The 24,276-nt window shown below is 75.7% G+C and carries 21 protein-coding genes; 12 read left to right on the plus strand and 9 right to left on the minus strand.

The window, feature by feature from the left end:
* Positions 1–65: 65 nt before the first annotated feature.
* Both ACZ573_RS14945 and ACZ573_RS14950 read right to left on the minus strand, forming a co-directional pair.
* Positions 66–674: a hypothetical protein gene (locus ACZ573_RS14945; protein WP_471303683.1), complete on the minus strand. Its 609-nt coding sequence runs from the start codon at positions 672–674 to the stop codon at positions 66–68.
* 31 nt (positions 675–705) lie between these two features.
* Positions 706–1,734, minus strand: a complete 1,029-nt coding sequence (locus ACZ573_RS14950) for an NUDIX domain-containing protein (RefSeq protein WP_471303685.1) — start codon at positions 1,732–1,734, stop codon at positions 706–708.
* A 333-nt stretch (positions 1,735–2,067) separates the two neighbouring features.
* Here ACZ573_RS14950 and ACZ573_RS14955 point away from each other — a divergent pair, with 333 nt between their 5' ends.
* The 5 genes from ACZ573_RS14955 to ACZ573_RS14975 all read left to right on the plus strand — a co-directional run bounded on the left by ACZ573_RS14955 (position 2,068) and on the right by ACZ573_RS14975 (position 10,363).
* The gene (locus tag ACZ573_RS14955; RefSeq protein WP_471303687.1) at positions 2,068–3,270 is read left to right on the plus strand and encodes a DUF418 domain-containing protein; all 1,203 of its coding nucleotides are present in this window, start codon (positions 2,068–2,070) and stop codon (positions 3,268–3,270) included.
* 67 nt (positions 3,271–3,337) lie between these two features.
* Positions 3,338–3,844: a hypothetical protein gene (locus ACZ573_RS14960; RefSeq protein WP_471303688.1), complete on the plus strand. Its 507-nt coding sequence runs from the start codon at positions 3,338–3,340 to the stop codon at positions 3,842–3,844.
* A 133-nt stretch (positions 3,845–3,977) separates the two neighbouring features.
* Positions 3,978–5,531 (plus strand): hypothetical protein, encoded by a 1,554-nt coding sequence (locus ACZ573_RS14965; RefSeq protein WP_471303691.1) that lies wholly within the window; start codon positions 3,978–3,980, stop codon positions 5,529–5,531.
* 161 nt (positions 5,532–5,692) lie between these two features.
* Positions 5,693–7,483, plus strand: coding sequence for an RNA ligase family protein (locus tag ACZ573_RS14970; protein WP_471303692.1), 1,791 nt, complete (start codon positions 5,693–5,695; stop codon positions 7,481–7,483).
* Between the two features lie 3 nt (positions 7,484–7,486).
* Complete coding sequence (locus ACZ573_RS14975) at positions 7,487–10,363, plus strand: poly(A) polymerase (RefSeq protein ID WP_471303694.1); 2,877 nt, start codon at positions 7,487–7,489, stop codon at positions 10,361–10,363.
* Between the two features lie 55 nt (positions 10,364–10,418).
* Here the strand turns inward: ACZ573_RS14975 and ACZ573_RS14980 are convergent, their stop codons facing one another.
* Both ACZ573_RS14980 and ACZ573_RS14985 read right to left on the minus strand, forming a co-directional pair.
* A complete protein-coding gene (locus ACZ573_RS14980; RefSeq protein WP_471304102.1) occupies positions 10,419–11,336 on the minus strand; it encodes an NADP-dependent oxidoreductase in 918 nt (305 codons plus the stop codon).
* 158 nt (positions 11,337–11,494) lie between these two features.
* Entirely contained in the window at positions 11,495–12,571 is a 1,077-nt protein-coding gene (locus ACZ573_RS14985; protein ID WP_471303697.1) for an RNA ligase (ATP), read from the minus strand.
* Positions 12,572–12,781: 210 nt separating this feature from the next.
* Here ACZ573_RS14985 and ACZ573_RS14990 point away from each other — a divergent pair, with 210 nt between their 5' ends.
* Complete coding sequence (locus ACZ573_RS14990) at positions 12,782–13,525, plus strand: SDR family NAD(P)-dependent oxidoreductase (protein WP_471303699.1); 744 nt, start codon at positions 12,782–12,784, stop codon at positions 13,523–13,525.
* A 23-nt stretch (positions 13,526–13,548) separates the two neighbouring features.
* Here the strand turns inward: ACZ573_RS14990 and ACZ573_RS14995 are convergent, their stop codons facing one another.
* Together ACZ573_RS14995 and ACZ573_RS15000 are read right to left on the minus strand one after the other, a co-directional pair.
* Positions 13,549–14,304 (minus strand): peptidoglycan-binding domain-containing protein, encoded by a 756-nt coding sequence (locus tag ACZ573_RS14995; protein ID WP_471303701.1) that lies wholly within the window; start codon positions 14,302–14,304, stop codon positions 13,549–13,551.
* Positions 14,305–14,660: 356 nt separating this feature from the next.
* Positions 14,661–16,037, minus strand: a complete 1,377-nt coding sequence (locus ACZ573_RS15000) for an MFS transporter (protein WP_471303703.1) — start codon at positions 16,035–16,037, stop codon at positions 14,661–14,663.
* 87 nt (positions 16,038–16,124) lie between these two features.
* Here ACZ573_RS15000 and ACZ573_RS15005 point away from each other — a divergent pair, with 87 nt between their 5' ends.
* Together ACZ573_RS15005 and ACZ573_RS15010 are read left to right on the plus strand one after the other, a co-directional pair.
* A complete protein-coding gene (locus ACZ573_RS15005) occupies positions 16,125–16,571 on the plus strand; it encodes a hypothetical protein (protein ID WP_471303705.1) in 447 nt (148 codons plus the stop codon).
* Between the two features lie 68 nt (positions 16,572–16,639).
* Positions 16,640–17,482: a MerR family transcriptional regulator gene (locus ACZ573_RS15010; RefSeq protein ID WP_471304104.1), complete on the plus strand. Its 843-nt coding sequence runs from the start codon at positions 16,640–16,642 to the stop codon at positions 17,480–17,482.
* Between the two features lie 35 nt (positions 17,483–17,517).
* Here ACZ573_RS15010 and ACZ573_RS15015 read toward each other — a convergent pair whose 3' ends face one another.
* Positions 17,518–17,799, minus strand: coding sequence for a hypothetical protein (locus tag ACZ573_RS15015; RefSeq protein ID WP_471303706.1), 282 nt, complete (start codon positions 17,797–17,799; stop codon positions 17,518–17,520).
* 97 nt (positions 17,800–17,896) lie between these two features.
* Here ACZ573_RS15015 and ACZ573_RS15020 point away from each other — a divergent pair, with 97 nt between their 5' ends.
* Complete coding sequence (locus tag ACZ573_RS15020; RefSeq protein WP_471303708.1) at positions 17,897–18,370, plus strand: hypothetical protein; 474 nt, start codon at positions 17,897–17,899, stop codon at positions 18,368–18,370.
* Here ACZ573_RS15020 and ACZ573_RS15025 read toward each other — a convergent pair.
* Both ACZ573_RS15025 and ACZ573_RS15030 read right to left on the minus strand, forming a co-directional pair.
* Positions 18,357–18,482: a GNAT family N-acetyltransferase gene (locus ACZ573_RS15025; protein WP_471303711.1), complete on the minus strand. Its 126-nt coding sequence runs from the start codon at positions 18,480–18,482 to the stop codon at positions 18,357–18,359. The two genes, ACZ573_RS15020 and ACZ573_RS15025, sit on opposite strands and share 14 nt — an antisense overlap.
* A gap of 75 nt (positions 18,483–18,557) precedes the next feature.
* Positions 18,558–19,547 carry a helix-turn-helix transcriptional regulator gene (locus ACZ573_RS15030; RefSeq protein ID WP_471303712.1) on the minus strand — a complete coding sequence of 330 codons (990 nt, stop codon included), beginning with the start codon at positions 19,545–19,547 and terminating at the stop codon, positions 18,558–18,560.
* Positions 19,548–19,648: 101 nt separating this feature from the next.
* On the opposite strand from ACZ573_RS15030, the gene ACZ573_RS15035 reads away from it, so the two are divergent.
* The 3 genes from ACZ573_RS15035 to ACZ573_RS15045 all read left to right on the plus strand — a co-directional run bounded on the left by ACZ573_RS15035 (position 19,649) and on the right by ACZ573_RS15045 (position 24,215).
* Complete coding sequence (locus ACZ573_RS15035; protein ID WP_471303716.1) at positions 19,649–20,074, plus strand: DUF3224 domain-containing protein; 426 nt, start codon at positions 19,649–19,651, stop codon at positions 20,072–20,074.
* A gap of 71 nt (positions 20,075–20,145) precedes the next feature.
* Entirely contained in the window at positions 20,146–21,561 is a 1,416-nt protein-coding gene (locus ACZ573_RS15040; RefSeq protein ID WP_471303717.1) for an SWIM zinc finger family protein, read from the plus strand.
* On the plus strand, positions 21,558–24,215 hold the full coding sequence (locus tag ACZ573_RS15045) for a DUF7824 domain-containing protein (RefSeq protein ID WP_471303720.1): 2,658 nt from the start codon (positions 21,558–21,560) through the stop codon (positions 24,213–24,215). Before ACZ573_RS15040 ends, ACZ573_RS15045 begins: the two co-directional genes overlap by 4 nt.
* Positions 24,216–24,276: the final 61 nt, after the last annotated feature.

The following is a 24,276-nucleotide window of genomic DNA, read 5'->3' on the forward strand; positions in this document are numbered from 1 at the left end:
TTCCCGATCATGGCGGTGGCCGCGGGGCGGAGCCGTACTCCGGCCCCCGCCGCCCCGGGCCGCGGTCACTCCACATGGAAGGCGAGCCCGCACAGCCCGAGGCCGCCCCGCGCCGCGGCCCGCCAGGCACGCAGCGGGCCGTCCAGGACGCTCTCGCGGAGCTCGGTGTCCAGCCAGATCTGCCGCTGCACCCGCTCCCGCTCCCCGGGAGTCAATCCGAGCGCCCGCTCCACCGCGGGCAGCGCCCTGCGCACCTCGGCGGCGCTCAGCACGAAGTTCCCGCACCAGCCGGGGAGCAGGGCCGCCCGCCCGGGGCCGATGGCGTGGAACAGCGCGCTGACCGGGTACGCCTTGCGCTGCACCGACACGAACATCAGCTCCTGGTCCGGCTGCCGCTCCCAGATGTCGTCCACGAACGCGAACGCGCACAGGTCGTCGACGTGGCGGCCGGGGCGCGTCAGGTCCTGGAAGGAGCGGATCGCCTCGTCCTCGGCCGGGGTGCCGGTCCACCAGGTGCGGTGGTCGGGGAGCGGGGCACGCTGCCAGGCCGCCCAGCGGCGGCGGGCCCGCGGGCAGGTGCGGTCGGCCTCCAAGGCCGCCGCCGTCCGCGGTGCGAGGTCCGCGATCACGGAGTCCTCGTGGCAGCTGATGGACCAGGCGCTGGTGAATCCCATGCCGTCGACGGTAGGAGACGCCACCGACAGGTCAGCGGAGCGCGGCCTCCCCGGGGAGTTCCGTGGGTGGGGTGCGGGCGGGGACGGGGAGGCCGAGACGGATGCGGGCGGCGCGGACCGCCGCGAGTTCGTCGTCGCCGGCCCGCCCCCAGTCGCTCAGTTCGCGGACCTGTTCGGGCGTGGCCAGCAGGTGGGCGTACTCCGGGTCCGCGCCCGGGGGGAGGCCGGTGAGGCGGGCCGTGATGCGGGCGTGGGCGCCCTGCTCGCCGTGCCGGTAGCCGAGCGGGACGGCGTCCTCGGTGGCTGCGGCCGCCGGGGGCGGGAGGTGGGCGGCGCCGGTGGCCCGGGAGATCAGCAGCAGGACCCGGCCGTCGGGGGCGAACAGCCAGGCCGACAGGTCCCGTACGGGCAGCTGCTCCGGGACCGGGCCCGGGTGCCAGGCACCGTGCTGCGGGATCCGCCGGGTGCGCAGGACCCCGAGCCGGTCGAGGGCGGTCGGTGCGGTGGGGCGGCCGTCCTCCAGCAGGGCGGTACCGGAGCCGTTGACGCGGGCGCGCAGGGCGGACAGTGCGCGGCGGGCGTCGCCGGGGTCCATCAGGGCGGGCAGGTCGGCCGGTTCGGCGAAGTGGATGCCGGTGATCTCCTGGGCGGGGAGGCGGACGGACTCGATCCGGTCGGGGCTCCAGGTGCCGCCGTCGTAGACGTGCAGGATCTCGCCGGGGAAGCGCATCTCGGGCGGGAAGCCGGGGGTGTCGGCCGGGATCCAGTCCACGGCGAGCCCGCGCGGGTAGCGGCCGTCGACGCCGAGCTCCTCGCGCAGCTCGCGGGCGGCCGCCGCGGACGGTGCCTCGCCGGCGTCCACGGCCCCGCCGGGGAGCAGCCGGTCGGCTCGGTAGTCGACGCTCTGGACGAGGATCCGGCCGCGGGTGTCGGTGACGAGGACGACGGCCGCGGTCCAGACGGCGGCCCGCGAGGCCCCGTACTCCGCCGGGGTCATCCAGGTCCCCGTCCGCTCGCGCTCGTGTTCGCCGGTCGCGCTCTGGTCGGTCAGCTGCGGCATCGGACTCCGTTCACCGTGGGTGGACCTGCCGGCCTGTGCAACAGCGGTCGCGGCTCCCGGGTTACGGCGATCCGGCCGCCCCCCGGCGACCCGCCGGCCCCGCGTCGACACCCCCGCGTCTTTGCCACCCCTATACCTCCTTATTACTTGGTTATGTACTCCCTGGTACGTTCCGGATGCGGACTGGCGGCGTGAAAGCCGCCGGTCCGACCAAACTCCACGCCCCGACCGCACGGACCGACCGGACCGCCCGGCCCCAGGAGAGACCCACACATGCGACGCGCCTCCCCCTCGGGCACCGGCACCCCGGCGGAACCCGGCAGGAGGTGGACCGTGACGGGAATCGCCGGAGGGTCCGGCGGCCGGCTGGCGGGGGTCGACGCCGTACGCGGACTGGCCGTCCTCGGCATGTTCGCCGTGCACGTGGGGCCGAGCCCCGAGCCGGAGGGCGCCGGTTACCTCCTCGTCGCGGCCGACGGGCGCGCCCCGGCCCTCTTCACCCTGCTCGCCGGTTTCTCCCTGGTCCTCGCCCAGCGCGGGCTGGACCCGGCGCAGCGCCCGCAGGGCTGGGCGCACCGCTGGCGACCCCTGCTGATCCGCTGCGCGCTGCTGGCCGTACTCGGCGTGTGGCTGGCCTCGCTCTGGCCCGGGATCCTGGTCATCCTGGCCTTCTTCGCCGTGTACTTCCTGGCTGCCGAGCCCTTCGCGCGGCTGTCCACCCCGGTGCTCACCGCCGGGGCGGGCGTCTCGGTGGTGGCGGGCCCGCTGCTGTCGTTCGTGCTGGGCCCGGTGTTCGGGTACGAGGCGTCCGGGCGCGGGCTGGTCCCCGAGGCCGCCGATCTGGCCAGTTGGTCCGGGCTGGGCGCGATGCTGCTGGAGCTGCTGCTCACCGGGGCGTATCCGCTGGCCACCTACTTCCCGTACGTGCTGGCCGGGATGGCACTCGCCCGGCTATGCGACGTGCGGGAGCGGCCGGTGGCCAGGCGGATGGCGGTGGGGGGCACGGTGGCCGCCTTCGGCGGATACGGCTCCGCGTGGCTCGCGAGCCATGTGTTCGGCGCCCGGCAGCGGTTGCTGGAGGCGATCGCCGTGCACCATCCGGAGGCCCTGGCCGCCGCCGATCCCGTCCGGGAGGTGCTGCGGGGTCAGTACGGAGCCGTGCCCAGCACCTCCTGGGACTGGCTGCTGGTGGCCGATCCCTACAGCCAGACCCCGCTGGAGACCCTGGGCAACGCGGGCGTGGGCTGCGCCCTCATCGGCCTGTGCGCGCTCGCCGCGCGGCACGGGGTGGGCGTGCGGCTGCTTCGGCCGCTCACGCTGCTCGGGGCGATGGCGCTGAGCGCGTACGTCGTCCACGCGCTGGTGCTGGCCGGTCCGGCGCACGGCGCCGCGTCCTGGTCCGCCTGGCTGGCCTTCAGCGGCACGGCCCTGGTCCTGACCTGGGCCTGGCAGCGGATCTGGGCCGAGAGCCCGCTGCGCCGGGGCCCGGTGGAACACCTGCTCCGGCTGGCCGCACGGGGGCACGGCCGGGCCTGAGCGCGCACCGTCACCCGTCCGTGTGACGGGTTCGGCCGGCGCGGCGCCGGTACGGCAGGCTGGGCGGATGCAGCTGCGCCTCGCCCTGCCCATGACCCTCGCCGCGCTCGTGACGGCCACCGGGTGCGTGACGGTGCATCCCGCGGCACCGCCGGACGCCCCGCGTCAGGCACCCGGCGCTGCGGCCCGTACGCAGGACCGGCAACCGACGCCCCTCGCGCTGCCGTTGAGCCCGCTCCCGACCTCGCCCGAACCCGCCCCGCACGCCCCGGCCGCCCCGCACGCCCCGGCCGCCCCGCACGCTCCGCACACGGTCCCGGAGGCCGGGCCGGCGCCGGCACCGGTACCGGCCGCCGCCGAGCGGCCGCGTCGCCCGCGCCGGGCCGACGCGAAGCCCCCGCGCCCCCGGCGGCCCGCCGAGCGGGCGAAGCCCGCGGCCCCGGCGAAGCCCCGCAAGCGGCCGCCGGCGGCGGCCGAGCCCCGGCCGGCGCCGCAGGATTCGTACGACATGGCCTCCCTGTGCGAGGCGGCCAAGGGCACCGTGCACCCGTCCATCGTCGCCCTCTGCCAGTGAAAGCGGCGAGCGCCCCGGGGGCATCCGGGCCGGCCGTCCGCACGGTCCTCGTTCTCCGAGCTCGGGTCATGTCCGGGCGGGCCGCGGAGATACCCTCGGAGCTGCGGAACGGACGACACGGGGAGCCAAGAGCATGTACGACGCGGGGCCGTCGGCGGTGGATGCCGTACGGGCGCTGAAGGAGCTGGCGCGGGAGCGGCCGGACGAGCTGGAGCTGTTCGAGGGGTTCACGGACGCGGAGTTGGACGGCTGGGCCGTGGCGGTGCCCGAGGAGGTGCGGGGCGTGCTGCGGGAGATCGGCGGCCTGGAGACCGAGGACCACGAGTACCGCTTCGGGCCGCGCGGCCGTGAGGTGTTCGCGGACGGCTGCTGGACCCTGGGTGAGACGGACTTCGGCGAGGGCTCGCTGATCGTGGGGGTCGGGGCCGCCGGCTGGGGGCCCGTCGTGGCCGTCAACCCGTGGGGGTCCGACCCCGATGTCACCGTCGAGGCACCGGACTTCACCGCCTGGCTCGCCGGGTTCGCCGAACGGTTCGCAGACGGGGTGATGGACCGGCCGAGGGGCAAGTTCTCCGTACCGGCCACCTCCACCGTCGAACTCGCCGAGGGAGACGCGGGAGATGGGGGTGAGGGGGGCGAGGGGCTCGACCGCGAGCTCGCCGCGCTCGTCGGACGCGGTGACCCGCTCACCGATCTCGTCGACCTGCACCGCCTGCCGGGCTATCCGTGCGCCGTGGACTGGGAACCGTACTTCTCCACCTTCCACAACACGGCCGACACCGGAAGCAGCGAGGTCCAGTTCCAGATCGTCGGTGAGGGCCGGGCCCTCCTGCTGCGCAGCGTGGTCAGCGGGGACTTCCTCGGCCGGGCCGTGCGCCGCCACCGCGTACCGGCCGATGCCGCCCGGCGTGCCGTGGCCGAGCTGCGGGAACTGGCCGACGGCTGCCCCGGCTTCGTCGTGCTCGACGCGGGCTGCGCCGACTCCGTCATGGACGGCTGGGCGGTCCCGGTCCCCGAGGAGGTCCGGACCGTGCTCCGGGAGATCGGCGGGGTGGCGATCGCGGGGCTTCCGGCGCTGCGGCTGCTGCCCGGGGCGCCCGAGCACGCGGTGGACCCCGAACTGCACCGCATGCTGGGCGGCGACGGTTCGTACTGGCCGCTCGCCCGGATCGGCCACGGGCGCCGGCACGCCCTCGCGCAGGTCCGTATCGACGCGGCGACCGGCCGGTGGGGGTACGTCGTGTCCGTGCCCGGCGACGGCGAGAGCCTGCGGGAGTACCCGGAGCTGGCCCTGGTCGCCGAATCCCTTCCGGACCTGCTGCTGACCCTCGCCCGGCTGGCCAGGCGGGCCGCGGCGGGCCCCGACTTCGCCGCGCGGATGGCCCGGGACACCCGGTGGCTGTTCCCCAACACCGGGGAGCCGTGGCCGCGGCCCGCCCCGGTCGGCGAGTGGGCCGGTTCCGCGGACCCGCTGCTCGCGGCGGCCACCGAGCTGCCGGACGGGACGCACGCCGCCGACCTGCGGGCCGTGCCGATCCCGAGCGACCTGTGCTTCTACCGGGCGGCCGGCTGGCCGTACGCGGCCCGGCTGGAGCGGCTGCACTTCGCGGCGGCGGGCCAACTGGCCGCCGCGGTGCCGGTGCCGGTGCCGGTGCCGGTGCCCGCGACGGTGCGGGTCTCGGGCTGACGGCCGCGCGGCCCCCGGGGACCGGTCCATCCGACCGGGCCCGACCGGGCCCCGTACCGCCCTCCCCCAGGCGGAAGGCGTACGGAAGGAGTTATCGGGTGGATGCCTCCGGTCGGGTTACCTACAGTGACGGGGCACCCGATGTCGAGCAGGAGCGGATCATGCGCATCCACTATCCCCGTACGCCGCACCTCCCCTGGTCCCCCGGGGCGGCGGCGGACGATGTCCGGGCCGTCGGACTGGCGGGGTTGGCCGGGCGCGAGGTCGTGGTCACGGAGAAGCTCGACGGGGAGAACACCACCCTGTACGCGGACGGCCTGCACGCGCGCTCGCTCGACTCGGCGCACCATCCCTCGCGGGCGTGGGTCAAGGGCCTCCAGGGCCGCATCGGCCCAGGGATCCCGGCCGGGTGGCGGGTGTGCGGGGAGAACCTCTACGCCCGGCATTCGATCCCGTACGAGGACCTGGACAGCTGGTTCTACGGGTTCTCGGTGTGGGACGGGGAGCACTGCCTGGACTGGGACCGGACCGTACGGTTCCTGCGTGGCCTGGGCGTGCCTACCCCGCGCGTGCTGTGGCGGGGCGTTTTCGACGAGCGCGCGCTGCGCAAGCTGAAGCTCGACACGGCGCGCCAGGAAGGGTACGTCGTACGGACCGCGGCCGGTTTCGCACGCGAGGACTTCGGCCGGTGCGTGGCCAAGTGGGTGCGGGGCGGCCATGTACAGACGAGTACGCACTGGATGTTCGCGCAGGTCGTGCCGAACGGGCTCGGACCGGCGGCCCCGTTGTGGGCGGTGCGCTCGGGGGCCGAGGCGGATGTGCCCGGGCTGTCCGCCGCCCTCGGGATGAGCGGGACCGACGCCACCGGCACCACCGCAGCCGCCGACGCGGACCAGGTCGCCGAGGTCGCGGCGCGGGTCGACGGGGCGGGGCGGACCGGTGAGGACCGGCTGGCCGGTGTCCTGGCTGCCGTGCTCCGCCGCGAGCCGCGGGCCCGGATCGCGGCGCGGATCGCGGCGGGCCCTGGCGGGATGGGGCTCGCGCGGCGGGTCGCCGACCTGGTGGGGCTGTACCCGTACCTGCAGCGGCCGTTCCCGGACGAGGACCGGCGGGCCGGCCTGGTCCGGATGGCCGCGGCGGCCGATCTCGGCGTGCTGCACGCACTCGCCGGGGCGCTGGCGGACGGGCCGGCGGCGCGGGAGTGCGCGGAGTGGTCCGCGCTGTGCGCCGAGGAGGCCGGGCTGCTCGGCCAGGATCCGCTGGAGGCGCTGCGGGCCGGGCTGGGCGAGGCGCTCGCCGGGCTGGGCTCGGAGGCCGCGGACCGCTGCTGGGCACAGGCCCGGCAGGCGTTCGCGCAGGGCAGGATCTCGGGTTCCGCGGTGGAGGAAGCCGTGGCGGCGACGTGGCAGTGGCATGAGGGAACGTTTCCCCGGCTGGTGCAGCTGTGCGGGCCCTCGGGCAGCGGGAAGAGCACCTTCGGCCGCGAACTGCCCGGTGTGGACGCGTACATCAGTCTTGACGATCTGCGCACGGCCAGGGGTTCCCGTGCGGACCAGGGGGCCAACGCCGAGGTCTTGAGCGAGGGCCTGGACCGGCTGGACGCAGCCCTGGCCCGCGGCGGGACGGTGGTGTGGGACGCCACCTCGCTCACCGACCAGCAGCGCGGCCTGGCGGGCTCGGTCGCACGGCGCCGCGACGCGCTGGTCACCCACGCCGTGGTGCTGGTGGAGGAGGCGGAGCTGGTACGGCGCAACGGTGTGCGCCCGCATCCGGTGCCGCCGCAGGTGCTCACCTCGCAGGTGCGCCGGTTCAGCCCGCCGTACGCCGGCCAGGCGCACCGGACGTGGTACGTCGGTGCGGCCGGGGTCGTCGAGGACACGGCGGGCGGCCTCACGGCCGGACCCGCGGACGGCCGACGGGGACAGGCACACGGACCGGGACGGGGACAGTAACTGATGCGTACCAGCGAGGAGCTCTACCACCAGGTCCGCTGGGACTCCCGGTTCGATCCGGCGCGGTTCGTGATCGGACTGCTCCAGCGCGGGGCCGCACCGAAGCGGGTCCCGCTGCCCTCCTTCGTGCCCGGCGGCGACATCCCCTGGCACCGGGTGCTGTTCGTCGAGGCCGACGGTGAGCTGGTGTGGGACCGCGCCACGGGCGTGGACCGCATCGATGTCACCCAGGCGGGCCGGGTCCGCGATCCGCGGCTGCTGCGGGCCCCGTTCTTCACCGCCCGGACCCCGCACGCGTGGGACCCGGCGGGCGGCGGCGCCTGGCGGCCCGCCGAGCCGGTGCCCGGTGGCGGGACGGCCGCCGCCCTGCCCTCGGTGCGGCTGCTGACCTGGAACACGCTCTGGGACCGGTACGACGCCCCGCGCATCTCCACCGCCCGGCGCAGGCCGCTGCTGCTCGCCGATCTCGCGGCCGCCGACGCCGATGTCATCGCGCTGCAGGAGGTCGAGCCCGAGCTGCTCGGCATGCTGCTGGCGGCGCCGTGGGTGCGGGACTCGTACACCCTCGGTACGGATCCGGGCGGCCGGGACGTCGCCGAGTGCGGGCTGCTGGTGCTCAGCCGGCTTCCGGTGCGCGAGGCGGGGATGCACCTGCTCCGCCCGCACAAGGCGGTCACCGCCGTCACGGTGGACACCGCGGCCGGCCCCCTGGTCGTCGCGAACACCCACCTGACCAGCGACCACACCGAGAACGGCGCCGTCCGGCGGGTCGCCGAACTGACCCGGCTCGCCGAGGGACTGGGCGGCATCGAGGCCGGGGTGGCACTGCTGGGCGACTTCAACGACGGCCGCCACGGCGTCGAAGGTCCCGCGGCCGCGCTCGGCATGCGGGACGCCTGGAGCGACGTGCACGGGGCGGCGGACGACACACCGACCTTCGACCCGGTGGCCAACCCGCTGGCCGCGGTGGGCTCCCTGTCGGGCCGGTCGGCCCGGCTGGACCGGATCCTGCTGCGGTCCACGACGGCGCGGGTGGCCCGGGCCGCGCTGCGCGGCGACTCACCGGCCCCGGAGGGGCTGTTCATCTCCGACCACTTCGGTGTGGAGGCGACGGTGGAGTTCGGGGAACGGGGCGGCGCGCCCGCACGCCTCGGCGTACCGGCGACGGCGCGGACGGCGGTGGCATGGCTTGCGCCGCCCCTGCCGGAGGTGGTACGGGAGCTGCGCCGCGAGCTCGACCCGCAGGCCGGGCGCTGGCCCGCGCACGTGAACCTGCTCTTCGGCTTCGTGCCGGAGTCCTCCTTCGCCGAGGCGGTGCCGCTCCTGGCCGAGGTGGCCGCCGCGACGGGGCCGTTCGCCGTCCGGCTGGAGGGTGTGCACAGCTTCGGGCACCGTGAGGACGCCACCGTCTGGCTGGACCCGGCGGCGGCCGGAGAGGCGCCGTGGCAGGAGCTCCGGCGCGCGCTGGCGGAGCGGTTCCCGGGCTGCCGGGGGCGTACGGGTGACCACCACGGCTACACGCCGCATCTGACGCTGGGGCGCAGCCAGGACCCGCAGCGCGCGGTCGCGTCCTTCGCGGCGCGGCTCGGCGGCCCGCTGGCCGCGCGGGTCGGGGAACTGGCCGTGCTCTCGCGGCGCGGGGACGGACCGATGCGGGTCCGGGCGACGGTGACGCTGGGGACGGGCGAGGTCCGCTGGGAGCCGTCGACGGAGCCGGAGGCAGAAAGGGCGGACCGGACCGGGCCAGCGACCCGGGAGGAGGACGCCGAGTCGGTCACCGCGCGCGTCCGGGCCGCCCTCGGCGACGCGCAGGTGCATCTGGCCGGGTCGCGCCGCATGGGCTGTGCGCTTCCGGGGTCGGACCTGGACCTGGTGGCTGTGCTGCCGGGTGCGGCCGATGTGGCTCTCGTACGGGACCGGGTGGCGGCGGCGCTGCCCGAGGCGGGGCGGCTGCGCGAGGTGACCGGGGCTCGGGTGCCGGGGCTGCGCTTCCGCGTCGGCGGGCTGTCGGTGGATCTGGTCACGGTGGCCACCGGCGCACTGGATCCGGCGTACGCGGTGGCACGGCGGGCGGAGCTGGGCGAGGCGGCCGCGCTCGCGCTGAGCGCGGTCAGCGACGCCGACGCCGTACGGGAACGGGTGGGGGCGGAGCGGCATGCCGCTTTCGCCGGACTGGCGCGGCAGGTGAAGGCGTGGGCCCGGGCCCGGGGGCTGGACTCGGCGCCGTTCGGCGGGCTGCCCGGGCTGGCCTGGTCGGTTCTCGCGGCGCGCACGGTGGAGGAGGCAGGGGCGCTGGCGCCCGATGCCCTGCTGCGCGAGTTCTTCGGCAGGTGGGCCGCCTGGGACTGGCGTGTGCCCGTCGCGCTGTCGGCGGCGGGCCCGGACGGGGCGGAGGAGGGGCCGGCTGCGGTCACGGTCCTCACCCCCTCGGAACCGGTGCGCAGTTGCACGGCCCAGGTCGGGCCGGGCCTGCGCGACCTGCTGGTCCAGGAGTTGTACGCGGCCTGGGAGCTGCTGGAGTCCGGCCCCGCGGACCTCGGGTGGGCCCCGGGGCCGCCGCCGCTGCACCGTCGGCACGCCGCCTGGGCGGTGGTGACCGTAACGGCCGCCTCCGAGGGGGAGTTCGAGGAGACCCTGGGCCGGGTGCGGGGGCGGCTGCGGGCCCTGCTCGGCGCGCTGGAGGAGGCCGGTGTCACGGACGCGCACGCCTGGCCCCGCCCCTTCGCGTCGGGCCCGGCCCTGGCCCGCTACGCGATCGGCCTCGGTGCCGCTCCCCCGGACGCTGCGCGCCTGGCCGCCCTGGCCGGCCCCTGGCGGACGGGCCTGCCGGGGGTCGAGGTCTCCTGGGCGGCCGGCGGCGAGGTGCCGGACCTGGTGTGAGGAGTGAGCGGAGAGGGGTGAAGGGTGAGGTGTCGGGCGGCGTGCGCCACGGGGGTCAGATCTCGATGATGATCTTTCCTGCCGTGTGCCCGCCCTGGCTCAGCTCGAAGGCGGCCGCCAGCTCGCCCAGCGGGAAGGTCCTGGCTACCGGCACCTTCAGCTTTCCGCTGTCGGCGAGCCGGCCCAGTTCGGCCAGATCGCTGCCGACCGGGCGGACCCACATCCACTCGCCGCCCGCCCCGAGCACACTGGGGTCGGCGATGGAGGCGTGCCGGCCGTCGTCGTGGAGCACCTCCCGGGTGACGGCGCCGACGCCGCCGACGAAGTCCGCGACGACCGTGGGTCCGTCGGGTACGAGGGCCCGTACCCGCGCGGCGAGTCCGTCCCCGTACTCGACGGGTTCGGCGCCGAGTTCGCGTACCCGGCCGTGGTTGCGCGGGGAGGCGGTGCCGATGACCCGGGCGCCCAGTGTGCGGGCGATCTGCACGCCGAAGGAGCCGACCCCGCCCGCCGCGCCGTGGATGAGGACGGTGTCGTCCTTGCCGGTGCCGAGGCGGGTGAGGAGCTGGTAGGCGGTGAGCCCGGCGAGCGGGAGTCCGGCGGCCTCGGCCCAGTCGAGCGAGGCGGGCTTGTGCGCGAGGGCGCGTACGGGCACGGTGACGAACTCGGCGAAGGTCCCGCCGTGCACGTAGTCCTTGCGGGCGTACGCGATGACCTCGTCGCCCTCGGCGTATTCGGGGGTGTCGATGCCGACCCGCTCGACGGTGCCGGAGACGTCCCAGCCGGGGACCACCGGGAAGACGACGTCCATCAGGGGGTCCAGCCCGCCCGCCATGATCTTCCAGTCGACGGGGTTCACGGCGGCGCACTTGACCCTGACGAGGACCTCACCCGGTCCGACCTTGGGCATCGGCAGCCGGGTCTCGGAGAGCACCTCCGTCCCGCCGTACGCCTCGTACGCCATCGCCTGCATGGTCACCTGGCTGCTGCCGCCCGACTGGGACATGTACCCGACCTCTCCGTGTGCTGGTGGAACCCGCCCCCGGACCATCCCACCATGCACGAAGCGCCCGCCCCACGAAGCGGGGCGGGCGCGGCGCGGCGCGGCCGGCAGGGCGCGCGGGGGGGGGCTCACTCGTACTCGGTGCCGCCCTTGCGGGTCAGGTACGCCGGGCTGACCGCCTTGGCGATGGCGCGGCCGCCGACGACCGGGCTGTACCGTTCCGCCGACGGCCGGATGACGACGCCCTCGCGCAGGTGCGCGGCCTTCCCGGAGACGGTCTCGCGGCCGCTCGCCAGCTCCAGCACCTTCTCGAGGTCGTACGGACCCTCGTACAGCCGCGGTACCAGCGGAAGCTCACCGACCGTCAATACGGCGGCCGGGTCCAGCCAGCGCGTCTGTCCGTCGATCTCGGCGGAGACGTCGAAGACGGCGTATCCGGGCGGCGTGTCGGCGGTGCGTACGTCGGTCCCGTACGAGAGGTCCTGGACGCCCTTCCCGTACACCTCGCCGAAGATCCCGACCCGGGTCGCGCCGAGGCGGTCGGCCAGGGCCGCCGCGACGGCCGCCACGCCGTGCCCGTGCACGGCCCGCCAGTAGAGGTTGCGCTCGTCCTCCTTGAGCGCCAGCCCTTTCGAGCCGAATCCCTTGGAGGAGACGAAGGACCGCTCGCCCGCGACCACGTACGTGAACAGGCAGGCGGTGCCGTGCAGTTTCTCGGTCAGGACGACCGGCTCGCCGGGCTCGAAGATGTGCGGGTAGCGCTGGAGGTTCTCGATGTCGACCCACGGCATCAGGTCGGCGGCGGCTTCGACGTCACCGCTCATGGTCGTGGGTATGGGCGGGGCCCATTTGGTGATGCCGAGCAGCTCGGCGAAGTCCGTCCCCTCCTCGGCCGCCCGGGCCAGGTCCACGTCGGCGAGCGCGCGCGGCCTGCACACCAGCCCTTGCGAGAGTTCACCGCGGAGCCGGACCGCCTTGACCCGGTCGGCGGAGCCGCCGGCGAGCCGCCCGGTGAGGCCGAGCTCCTCGATCAGATCCGCCGGCAGCACGGCCTGTTCGGGGATGTAGACCGCGAACTCGCCCGTGCGGTACGCGCCCTTGGCGATCACGGCGCGGTAGAGGCCCACCTGGGCCAGTTCCAGCGCATCGGCGTTCGGATGCTCGTGGACGGTCAGTTCTTCGGCGGTGACGCGCAGGGTCGACATGGGACGGCTCCAACAGTGGTCAGGGACACGGACGACGCCCGGTGGTGCGGCGCGTCGGTGACGAACACTCTGCTTCCGGCCATTTCCGCTGGTCCAGCGAATATCACGGTGTTAGCCTGCCCGCTCCGTCCCGCCCCGGGCGCCCCGGAGCCCTTCCCTGCCCCGTTCTGTGTTCCAGGTTCCGCGTTCCATGTCCCACAGGAGGCTCCCATGTCAGCTCGTCCGGTCACCGTCGTCACGGGTGGCAGCAGGGGCATCGGTGCGGCGACCTGTCTGCGGCTGGCCGCCGACGGGCATGATCTGGCGCTCGGTTACACCCGCGACGCGGCGGCCGCCGAGGCCGTGGCCGAGCGGGTACGGGCCGCCGGGGCCCGCTGTGTGACCGTGCGCGGTGACATCTCCGAAGAGTGCGCCGTCGAGCGGCTCTTCGACATCGCCGGCGCCGAACTCGGCAGGGTGACGGGGCTGGTGAACAACGCCGGGGTGACCGGCCCGCTGGGCCGGCTCACCGATGCCCGCACCGAGGACCTGCGGCGGGTCGTGGAGGTGAACCTCCTCGGGTACCTGCTGTGCTGCCGCCGGGCCGCCCGGGACATGACGGAGGCCGACGGCGGGGCGATCGTGAACGTCTCCTCCACCGCCGCCACCCTTGGCAGCCCCGGGGAGTACGTGCACTACGCGGCGACCAAGGCGGCCGTCGACGCGCTCACCGTGGGGCTCGCCAAGGAGCTCGGCCCGGACGGGATCCGGGTCAACGCCGTGGCGCCGGGCATCATCGAGACCGACATGCACGCGGCGATGGGCGATCCCGACCGTCCGGCGAAGGCCGCGGCCGGGATCCCGCTCGGCCGGCCCGGCCGGCCCGACGAGATCGCCGGGGCGATCGCCTGGCTGCTCTCCACGGACGCCTCGTACACGACGGGCACCGTGCTGCGGGTCTCCGGCGGCCGCTGATCCGCGCGGTCCGCGGCCAGCGGTCAGCCCATCGCCGCCTGGGTGGCCGGGCCGTAGACGCCCGGCGGGTCGCCCTTGAGGGAGCGGTCGCGCTGCAGCTGGCCGACGCCGCGCTTGGTCTGGTTGTCGTAGACCCCGGTGACGGAGACGTAGGTGAAGCCCTGCCCGCGGAGCAGCTCCTGCAGGGCGCGCACCTCGGGGCCGCTGTCGCCCATCCGCAGCGTCCGGGACGAGCTCGGCGGGGTCGGGAGCGAAGCGCTGGGCGAGGACGGCGGTTTCGGGCCCTGGCTCGCGGACGCGCCCGGCTCCCGGGAGGGAGAGGGCGAGGCGGAGGCAGAGGCGGAGGGGGGCGGTACGGACGGGGTCGGCCCGGGGGTGTTGGTCTCGGCGACGGAGCCCGGGCTGCGCCCCGGGAGCATCGGTACGGACAGCTCGGCGGGCGCCCCGGCCCGGGACGGCTGCGGGTCGGGGCCGCCCAGCAGGAGCACCAGGGCGCCCACCGCGGCGAGCGCCAGCAGGGTCAGGACGGCGAACGGAAGCCGGCTGCGGTGAGCGTGGACGGCGCGGCCGGCGGCCGGGACGGGAGCGGAGACCGGAGCGGGAACGGCGGCGGGAGCGCCGGGTTCCTGGACGTGCGCCGGGCCGGGAAAGGCGAGGGGGCCGGTCTGCGGCCAGGCGGGCGCGGTCGACCGGGGCGGTGGGCCCGAGGGGGCGACGTAGGGGCGTACGAGCAGGTGGTCGTCGGGGACGGTCCCGCTCTCATCAGGGTCCTGGCGCATGGTGGTCTCCCGGCGGGGACGGGGGCCGGCGCGGCGGTGCGGTGCCGGCCCCCACCCGGTCCGTCAGGCTCCGTGCCGCCGGGCGGCGGGAGCCGGGGCCGCGCCGGCGGCAGCGGGAGCGCCGAGTGCGCCGGGTGCACGGTGAGCGTGGCGCGCCGGAGAGCCGCCGGTTTCGGCCGGGTCGATCGACGGGCGAACGGATATGGGCATCTGGCGTGTCTCCGAAGTGCGGCTCAAGCTGTGATTCTTGATCGGCGCACTCTTGCCCTCCGGCGGGGGCGAGGTCAAGCCGGGTGTCCGATCCGCCCCCGTCCATCCGATCTGTCGGGCAGGGCCGCTCCCGCCGCGCCCCGCCGTCAGCCCAGGGTGCGGGAGGTGCGGCGGATCGCCGTGACCCACACCGTGGCGGCTGCCGCGAGCATCAGGGCGGCCCCGCCGAGCGGCGCGGCGGGTACGGAGATGCCGTCGACCGCGAGACCGCCGCAGAGGGCGCCCGCCGCTATGGCGAAGTTGAACATGGCCACCATCAGCGAGGAGGCGGACTCGGGCGCTTCCGGGGCCGCCTTGATCATCCAGCCCTGCACGCTCACCGAGACCCCTCCGTACGCGAGTCCCCAGGCCAGCAGCAGCGCGGTGCCGACGGCCGGTCCCGGCAGGACCGCGATCAGCGCGAGGATGGCGGTGAGGGAGGAGCTGACCACGAGCAGGGTCCGGTACGGGTCACGAGCCCCGGCCAGGAAGTTCCCGGCGACGCCGGCGACGCCGTAGCCGAGCAGCAGGGTGCTGATGTAAGCGGCGTCGACGCCGGAAACCTCGCGCAGGATCGGCCGTACGAACGTGTAGGCGGCGAACTGCCCTGTCACCACGAGGAAGGTGACGATGACCCCGGCCCGCACGGCGCGGTTCTCCCGGAGCACGGCGGGGAGTTCGGGAAAGGTGATGTGCCGGGTCGCGGGCAGCGGGGGCAGCAGCACGAGCAGGGCGGTCAGCGTGACGAGGCCGAGGGCGCCGACCGCCGCGAAGGCGGTGCGCCAGCCGCCGAGTTCACCGAGCAGGGTGCCGGCGGGGACGCCGAGCACGGAGGCGGTGGGGACACCGCCGAAGACGAGCGCGGTGGCCCGGCCGACCTGGCGCTCGGGGACGAGACGTACGGCGAGTCCGCCGGCGATGGCCCAGAATCCGCCGACGCTGACGCCGACGAGCAGGCGGGCCGCCAGTACGACGGCGAAGTTCGGGGCGAGGGCGGCGGTGAGGTTGGCGGCGACCATCAGGGCGATGAGCACGCACAGCACGAGCCGCCGGTCGAGCCGGCTGGCGCCGACGGTGACCAGGGGCGCGCAGAATCCGGCGACGAGCCCGGGCGCGGTGACCATCAGGCCTGCGGTCCCGTCGGACACGCCGAGGGCGGCCCCGACGGGGGTGAGCAGCCCGACGGGCAGCAGCTCGGAGGTGATCAGGCAGAAGATGCCGAGGGAGACGGCGCAGACGGCCGCCCAGCCCTTCCACGGCGCGGCACCGCTCCCCGGTACGGGACCGGCTCCCGGTACGGCTATGGACTCGGGCCCCCGGAGCGGGCCGGATGCGGGGGGGGCGGCGCGGGATCGTTGCCGGGCGCGGCAGCTGAGGTCATGGATCGGTACTCCGTACGGACGATCGGCGGGCAGGAGACGACGGCACGGGGAACCGGGGGTCGCGCCTCCCCCTTCACCCGTACTGCCGTTCCAATTTCCCACACGCCCCGGCCATTCCCGCCGGGCCGGTGTCACCCGCACGCGTGAGAGGAGAACCCGGCCGGCCCGGCCGTACGGCAAGGTGGTCGGATGCAGTTACGCCGGGCCGTGCCCCTCTCCCTCGTCGTGCTCCTCGCCAGCACGGGCTGTGTCTCCGTCGGGCCGCGGGATCAGGCTCCGGCTCCCGTGCGGGGATCCGTACCGCCGGCCGAGGCGCCCGAGATCCCGACGCCCCTGGCGCTGCCCCTGGGTGCCCTGCCCGAGGCCGGCGCGCCCGCTCCGGACGCTGCCCGCGATCCGGACGCGGACGCGGCTCCGAGGCCGGCCCCGAAGGCGGCCCCGGAGCCGCAGCCCTCGCGCGGGCGGGCCGCGCAGGCGGCGCCGTCGCCCCGGCGCAAGCGGGTGCCCGGACCGGCGACGGCCCATCCACGGCGGCGGCCGGCCCCGCCGCCCCGCCTGGACCAGCTGTGCGCGGCCGCGGAGGGCGCGGTACCGCCGTCCGTCGTCGACCTGTGTCTGCGGCAGTACGGCCGCTGACCGGCGCGTCCCTCCCCGGTGCGACGCTTGACCCTCCCCCTGTGTCAGACCTTGTAGTGGAGAGCGTCATGTTCACCATCGGAGACTTCGCCAAGCACGGGCGGGTGTCGGTCCGCATGCTGCGTCACTACGACGCCCTCGGACTGCTGCGCCCGGCACGTGTCGACCCCTTCACCGGCTACCGCTTCTACGAGGCCGGGCAGCTCGCCCGCCTCAACCGGATCATCGCGCTCAAGGAACTCGGCTTCTCCCTCGACCAGGTGGGGACGATCCTCGGCGAGCGGGTGGGCCCGGAGGAGCTGCGCGGCATGCTGCGACTGCGCCAGGCCGAGCTGGAGACGGCCATGGCCGCCGCGGCGGCCCGGCTGGTCCAGGTCGAGGCGAGGCTCCGGACCATCGAGAACGAGGGAACCATGCCTGCCGACGACATCGTCGTGAAGAGCCTTCCGCCCGTCCGGCTCGCCGAGCTGACCGGCACGGCCGGGAGTTACGAACCGCAGGACATCGGCCCGGTCATCGGGCCGCTCTACGAGGAGCTGTGCCGCCGGATCGAGGAGGCCGGCATCGTCCCGGCCGGCCCCGGTACCGCCTACTACGAGGACGCGCCCGGCACGGGCTCCGCGCCGGCGGTCCTCGTCCACGCCGGACTGCCGGTGGCGGCCTCGGTCCGCGCCGAGGACCTCGGGGGTGAGGTAAGGATCGTCACGCTGCCGGCGGTGGAGCGGGCGGCGACCGTGGTGCACCGCGGCTCGATGGACGGCGTGCTGCCGACGGCGCAGGCCCTGGCGCGGTGGATCGACGCGCACGGGCACCGCTCGGCCGGGTACGCGCGCGAGCTGACCCTGGCCTGCCCGGAGGACCCGGACCAGTGGGTCACCGAACTCCAGGAGCCCCTGGCCGCCACGTCCTGACACCCCCGCCACGCCCCTGGGGGGCCTTGGCTCCTTCAGGGGCGGCGTCCGCAGGCGCGGGCGCACCGCCGGACCGTGCGCAGCCGGCGCACGGTGGTGTGGCCGCGCCGCTTCCACTCGCCCCGGGGCAGCGCGGCCCGCTGGCCGCCGCCCGCGATCAGGGCGTTGACCGGGGTCATCGGGTCGGTGGCCATCGCCTTGGCGAACAGGACGCCGACCACGAGCGGGACCAGGGCCACGGCCAGGGCCGAGCCGGCGGTGGTCACGTGCTGCATGCGCGGGCGGGCGGCCCGGCCGCTCGGGGCGTCTGAAGTCATGTCCCCATTCGACCAGCGGCGGGCCGCCGGGGAATCGGGGTGGATACTCAGGCCGTTGGGTGTGAGGTACTCAGACGGGCGGGACGGGTGGTGGGTGATGGCGGTACCCGGGCAGGGCTTCGAGCCCGCGACCGGCGACGGCCCGGCGGCCGACCCCGGCGGGCGTCAGGCGGAGCTGCGCACCGCGTACGAGGGGCTGCTGCAGATCCGCCGTCTGGTGAACGGCCCGGCGGGCGCGGCGGTTCCCGCGCCGTGGGAGGTGCGTCAGCTGCCGCGTGCGGTGGCTCTCGCACTGGAGGCGGCGGGGATCGTGCCGTCGGCGCTGGACGCGCGGGGGCGGCGTACGCGGACGGGCTACCGCGTGGCGCCCGGAGCGGAGCCCGGGCGGGCGGAGGTGACCTGGCTGGGCCCGGCGGGTGGCGGCGCGGCCGGTGAGGAGCAGGAGCGGCTGACGGCCTGCGCGGCCGTGCTGGAACGGCTGGGCTGGGTGTGTCTGCTGTACCGGGGACCTCGCCGGCGCCGCTTCCTGGAGGTGGAGCCCCCGGGCGGGCGCCCGCTCAGCCGAGGGTGAGCAGGACGACGTCCACCTCGTGGCCGCGGGCCTCGGCGAAGTCGCGGGCGCGGCCGGTGACGGTGAACCCGCACTTCTCCAGCACCCGGATCGAGCCGGCGTTGTCGGCCACCGCGCCGGCGTGCAGGGGGCGGGTGTCCTCCAGGCGGATCAGTTCGGTCAGCGCCCGGGCGGGCCCGGTCCCGCGTCAGGCGTAGCGTCCGGCCAGCGCGGTCACCGTCTCGGCGAGGGCGCGGCGCAGTTCGGGCGGGCCGAGCACCTCGGCCTCCGTGCCCAGGCGCAGCAGGTCGCCGACGGCGACGGCCTGGGACTCGACGGCGATGCGCAGCCGGACCCAGCCGTCCGCGTCGGCCGGACCGGCATCGGCGAGCGCCCTGGTGCCCGCCGCCCCGAACTGCATGGGCAGCAGCCGCTGTCCGCGCGGGGACAGCCGTACGTCGGCGGTCTGCTGGTGGAGTACGGAGTCCAGGCGGCTGGTGGACTCCTGCCAGTACGGGGCGAGTCGGAATCCGGCGGGCCGTTCGAAGCGCTCCGCCGCGGTGTCCACGGTCAGGAACCGGGAGACCCGGTAGGTCCGCACGGCCGCGTCGGCTCCGTCGGTATCGGCTGCATCGGCTGCATGCGCGACGAGATACCAGATGCCGCTCTTGAGGACCAGGCCGAGCGGATGCAGCTCGCGCCGCACCTCGCCGCGCCAGCGGCGGTAGTGGGTGCGCAGCACGTGCTGGTCCCAGACGGCCTGGGCGATCTGTGCGAGGTGCGGGACGGGGTCGGCCTCCCGGAACCAGGCGGGCGCGTCGAGGTGGAAGCGGTCCTGGATCCGGCGGGCCCGTACGGCGAGTGCGGCCGGCAGCGCCGCCTGGAGTTTGAGCTGGGCGGCGGCCAGATCGGCGCCGAGGCCGAGCTCCTGCGCGGGTCCCGGGGCGCCGGCCAGGAAGAGGGAGCCGGCCTGGGCGTCGGTGAGGCCGGTGAGGCGTGTGCGGTAGCCGTCGGCCAGCCGGTAGCCGCCGGCGGGGCCGCGGTCGGCGAGAACGGGGACGCCCGAGGCGCCGAGGGCGTCGATGTCGCGGTGGATCGTGCGCACCGACACCTCCAGCTCGGCCGCGAGGGCGGGGGCGGTCATCCGGCCGCGGTTCTGCAGCAGCAGGAGCAGGGAGAGAAGCCGGTCGGCACGCATGGCGTCATTGTCCCCCGTACCTGACAGAAGGTGTCAGGTACGGCTGCCAGCCTGGGGGCACGCCGGGCGGAGAGACCGTCCGGCAGGCCGAGAGGACCGTCATGCCCACGCCCGTAGAAACCGGTGGCCGCTTCACCTTCGCCAACTGGGAGGAGAGCCCCGTGGGCGCCGCGGACGCCGTCCCGCGGCTCGCCCACGCCCATGTCAACAACGCCTTCACCGGTGGGATCACGGCTGCCGGGACCGCCTGCGACTACACCATCGCCTACACCGGGGAGAACCTCGGCTCCTACAGCGGGATGGAGTTGGTCTCCGGCAGCCTCGACGGCCGCAAGGGCAGTTTCGTACTGGAGGAGCGCGGCAGCTTCGACGCCGGCGGCACGGTCTGCCGGTTCGAGGTGGTCCCCGGCTCCGGCACCGGGGACCTCGCGGGGCTGACGGGCTCCGGAGGCTTCACCTACCACCACGGGGACACCTCCGTCGCGTACACGTTCACCTACGACTTGGGGGAGAGCGCGTCCCGCTGAGGGACCGGGCGCCGCCGGTCCCCCGGCCGGTGGCGCCGGCGTTGTCAGTGGGTCCCTCTAGCGTCTCGGACATGACGCGGACCGCACATACCTTCGCCTACGCACGCCCCTCCTCGCTGACCGCCTCCGGGGCGGGTCAGGCCCTCGACCTGGAGACGGCGGGTGGTCTGACCCCGGCCGGGGCCGACGCCCATCCCCAGTTCTTCGCCGGGTTCCTGAGTGCCCCTCAGGCGGCCGCGCGGGCCCTGCTCGCCGTCGCGGACGTGGCTGCGGCGCGCTACTACCGGCGCACCCTGCGCGCCTCGCTCGACCCGGTCGTCACGGGCAACGGCGACCGGCTGCGCTTCGAGTCCTTCTCGGGGTGCTGCGGGGTGTACGCCCGGCTCGACGTGCTGCCGGACGGCCTGCGCGGCGCCGACACCGGACACGGCACCACCAACGTCGACGTCAACAACCCGCTGCGCGAGGCGTTGTCCCGGCTGAGCGGGGACGACCCGCTGCACCTGCGGGTCGGCCCCGACGAGATGGCGGTGACGACGCTCGGCGGCCCGGTGGTGGAGAAGAAGGTTCCGCTGCCGGAGCGCTGGCTGCGCGGTTTCGCCGAGTCCCAGCACGTCACCACCGGCTTCGACCTGCGGGCCGAACTGACCGCTGCCGAGGCGGCACGCTTCCTGCGCTCCCTGCCCCGTACCGCGGTCGGCGGCGGCGCCGCGAGCGGCGCCCTGTGGGTGGTGCCCGCCGGACGCACGCTGCGCCCCACCACCCGGCCGGTGCCCGGCGCGGTCTGCCTGCCCGGCCCCGAGCGACTCGCCGCCCTCCAGCGGGTGCTGCGGCACGCCACGGGCCTGCGCGTGTACGGTCCCGCGCCGGCCGGGGCGCAACCCACCGCCTCCGCCTGGGAAGTCACCCTGCCCGGGATGCGGCTCACGCTCACCCTCTCCCCGGAGGCCTCCCGCGGGTTCTCCGGCGAGGGCGGCGTCCTGGAGGCCCTGGCCACCGACGAGGCGGCCGGGGACGCCGAGCTGATCTCCGTGCTCCTCGCCTGGGAGCCGCGCATCGATCCGGCCGATCTGGCGGAGCAGTCGAGGCTTCCGGTGGACCGCGTACGGGCGGCCCTGACCCGCCTCGGTACGGCCGGCCGGGTCGGCTACGACATCGCCGAAGCCGCCTACTTCCACCGCGAACTCCCCTACGACGCCGGCCGCGTCGAGCGGCACAACCCGCGGCTGGTCGCCGCCCGCGCCCTGCTGGCGGCCGGTGCGGTCACCCTGGACCGGCCCGGTACCGCCCTGGTGGCCTCCGGTGAACGCCGCTACCAGGTGCGCGAGTCCGGCGGCGCGCTCAGCTGCACCTGCCAGTGGTGGGCCGACCACCGGGGCCGCCGCGGCCCCTGCAAGCACGCGCTGGCCACCCGGATGGCCCTGCGGGCCGCCTCCTCCACCGCCGCCTCTTCCCTCTCCTCCATCCCTTCCGGAGCCGCACGATGAACCCCGTCGAGAACGCCACCGAGAACATCACCGAGGACGTCCTCGCAGCCGTACGGGCGGGCCGCACCGCCGAGCTGCCTGGTCTGCTCAAGCCGCTGGAGCCCGCACAGCGCCGGGCGCTGCTCACCGGACTGAAGGAACTGCGCCGCGAACTGCGTTCCTCCCGGTGGGAGCGCTGGGAGGACCGCAACCGGACGAACCCGGCCCTGGTGGTCGCCGGAGCCGGCTGCACGACCGGGGCGGCGGCCGCGGCCGCCTGGATCGGCGCCGCCGATCTGCGCCGCTGGAGGCCGCAGCCGCCCACCGCCGCGCTGCTCGACGTACTGTCCGGCCGGGATCCGAAGTGGCTCGGCGACCTCGCCCACCGGCTGGCGGCCCGGTCCGCCACCGCCGAACAGGACTACCCGCTGATCAGCGAACTCGTCCGGCTCGCCGGCTGCCCTATGCCCACGACCGACGGCTGCGTCGAAGGCTGGGCGGCGGCCATGGGAGCGTCCCGCTCCCCTCTCGTGACCGCCCTGCGCCGCGACCCCCATCTCACCGCCCTCGCCCCGCGGCTCTTCGAGACCGCCGAACCGGTCCGTGCCTTCACCTGGCGCTGGGAGTCGGACGACCCCCGCGGCTGGCCGACCGCGCTGGCCGCCCTGGCCGACGAGGGTCGCCTGGACCGAACCGTCCTGCTGGACGGGTGCACCGCTCGGTTGCTGCGCGGTGGCAAGCCCGCCCAGCTGAAGCCGTACCAGGAGATCCTGGAAGCCCTGCGTCCGACCGCCGAGGAGGAGCGGGAGCGGGCCGCCGACTGGATCGCGCTGGCCGCCGACGCCCCTTCAGCCGTCGCCGGGAACGCCCAGCAGGCCCTCGCCCGGGTCGCCGCGGCGGGTCACCTGACCCCCCGCCGGCTCGCCGAGATGTCGGCCGCCGTCCTCTTCCGTCCCGAGAAGAAGCTGGTCCGTTCGCAACTCGTACTGATCGGCAAGGAGCTCACCCGCGACCCGGCCGCCGCCCCCGAGCTGCTGCCAGAGGTCGCCGAGGCCTTCGGGCACGCGGACACCGACATCCAGGAGCGGGCGCTGAAGCTGGTCGCCGCCCACCTCACCGACGATCCCGGACTGCGCGCCGAACTCGCCGAGCGGGCACACCTGTTGAGTCCGGTCCACCGGGCCCGGGCGGTGGAGCTCCTCGGAGCGGCCGCCGCTCCCGCCGCGGAATCCGGCCCCTACCGGGAGACCCTGCCGCCGCTCCCCGTCCCGGCCCCGCTCGCCCCCGCGCCGGAGACGGCCGCCGAGACCGTGGAACTCGTCGCGGCGGTCATCAACGCGCGCACCGCCACCGTCGAGGAGTTCGAGCGCGCCCTGGACGGGCTGGTACGGCACGCGTACCGGGACCGTGCGGCCCTCGCCGAGGCCCTGCGCCCCGCACTGGCGGACCGCTGGTGGCTCGACCCCGAGCAGTCCCGCTCCTACACGCACGAGCTGCCCGGCCTGGAGCGCGTGGCCGCCTGCGTCCTGGACGCGCCGCCGACGGGCACACCGCAGCCGGCTCTCGTGTCCTGGCGCAGCGACTGTCACCACCCCGCGATCGGCGCCGTCACCCATGCGCGCGTGGCCGAGGCCGCGCGGCGCATGGCGTCCCGGCCGCTGCCCTTCCTCCTCGCCACGCCCTCCGTGGAGACGGGCTCGCTGGACCCGCGCGTGCTGGTCGCCCGCCTGGCCGAGTACGACCGTCTCGGTGAGGAGCCCGCTCCCGCGGACCTCGCCCAGGCCTTGCTGCGGGTCCGCCGCGATGCCTCCGCCGTCCCCGAGGCCGCCGCCCTCGGCACGCCCGCCGGCGACCGGCTGGCCGCCTGGCTCGGCGATGCCGGACGACCCGTGGCCGTCACCCGCCGTACCGCACCGGCGGTGCAGCACCGGTGGGGCGGTGAGACGCCCGCGCGCCTCGTGGTGGACACGGCGCAGCGGACGACCGTGGTGCGCGAGTTCCCGCAGCGGTTCCACGAGCTGGCGAAGGCCCGCACGGCGACCGACCGCTGCTGGGACGGTCGCGACGACGCGTCGCTGATCGCGGTCCTGCCCGAGGACCGGGAGGCCCTGGCCGCCTGGTGTCTCCCGGTCGTCACGGCCGGCGCCGCCCACGAAGCGCGCGAGACTGCCGCCGCGCTGCCCCTGCTGGCCGCGGCCGGCGGACCGGCCGGCCCGGCCCTGCACCTGGCGGTCGCCACCGGGCTCGGCTCCCGGCACCCCGAGGACCGGCTGAGGGCCGTGGACGCGCTCCTGACCCTCGCCGCCCAGGGTGAGCTGGACGCCGTACGCCTGGGCCGCGACCTGGCCGAGCTGATCGCTCTGGGCACGGTCAAGCCCAGCCGGCTCGCCGACTCGGTGCGCACCCTCGCCGCGACGGGCGCGTACGCGACGACCTGGGCCGTGCTGGCGTCCGTACTGCCCGGGCTGCTCACGGGGACGGCCGATCCCCGTGGCGCCGGCGACCTCCTGTCGACGGCCGCCGAATGCGTGGAACGGTGCGGGGCGGTGGCGCCCGAACCGGCCGGGCTCGCCGCCGTCGCGGCCCGGGGCGGCACCTCGCGCCTGGTCACCCAGGCATCCCGGCTGCGTGACGCCCTCCGCCGCAACGAGGGGGCTCTCGCCACGGGCAACTGAACGAAGTGCCGTAGCGGAAAAATTGTTGAACTTTGTCTCACTGTCCGTAAATATGCGGCCA

Source organism: Streptomyces sp. NPDC040545, from assembly GCF_055595065.1.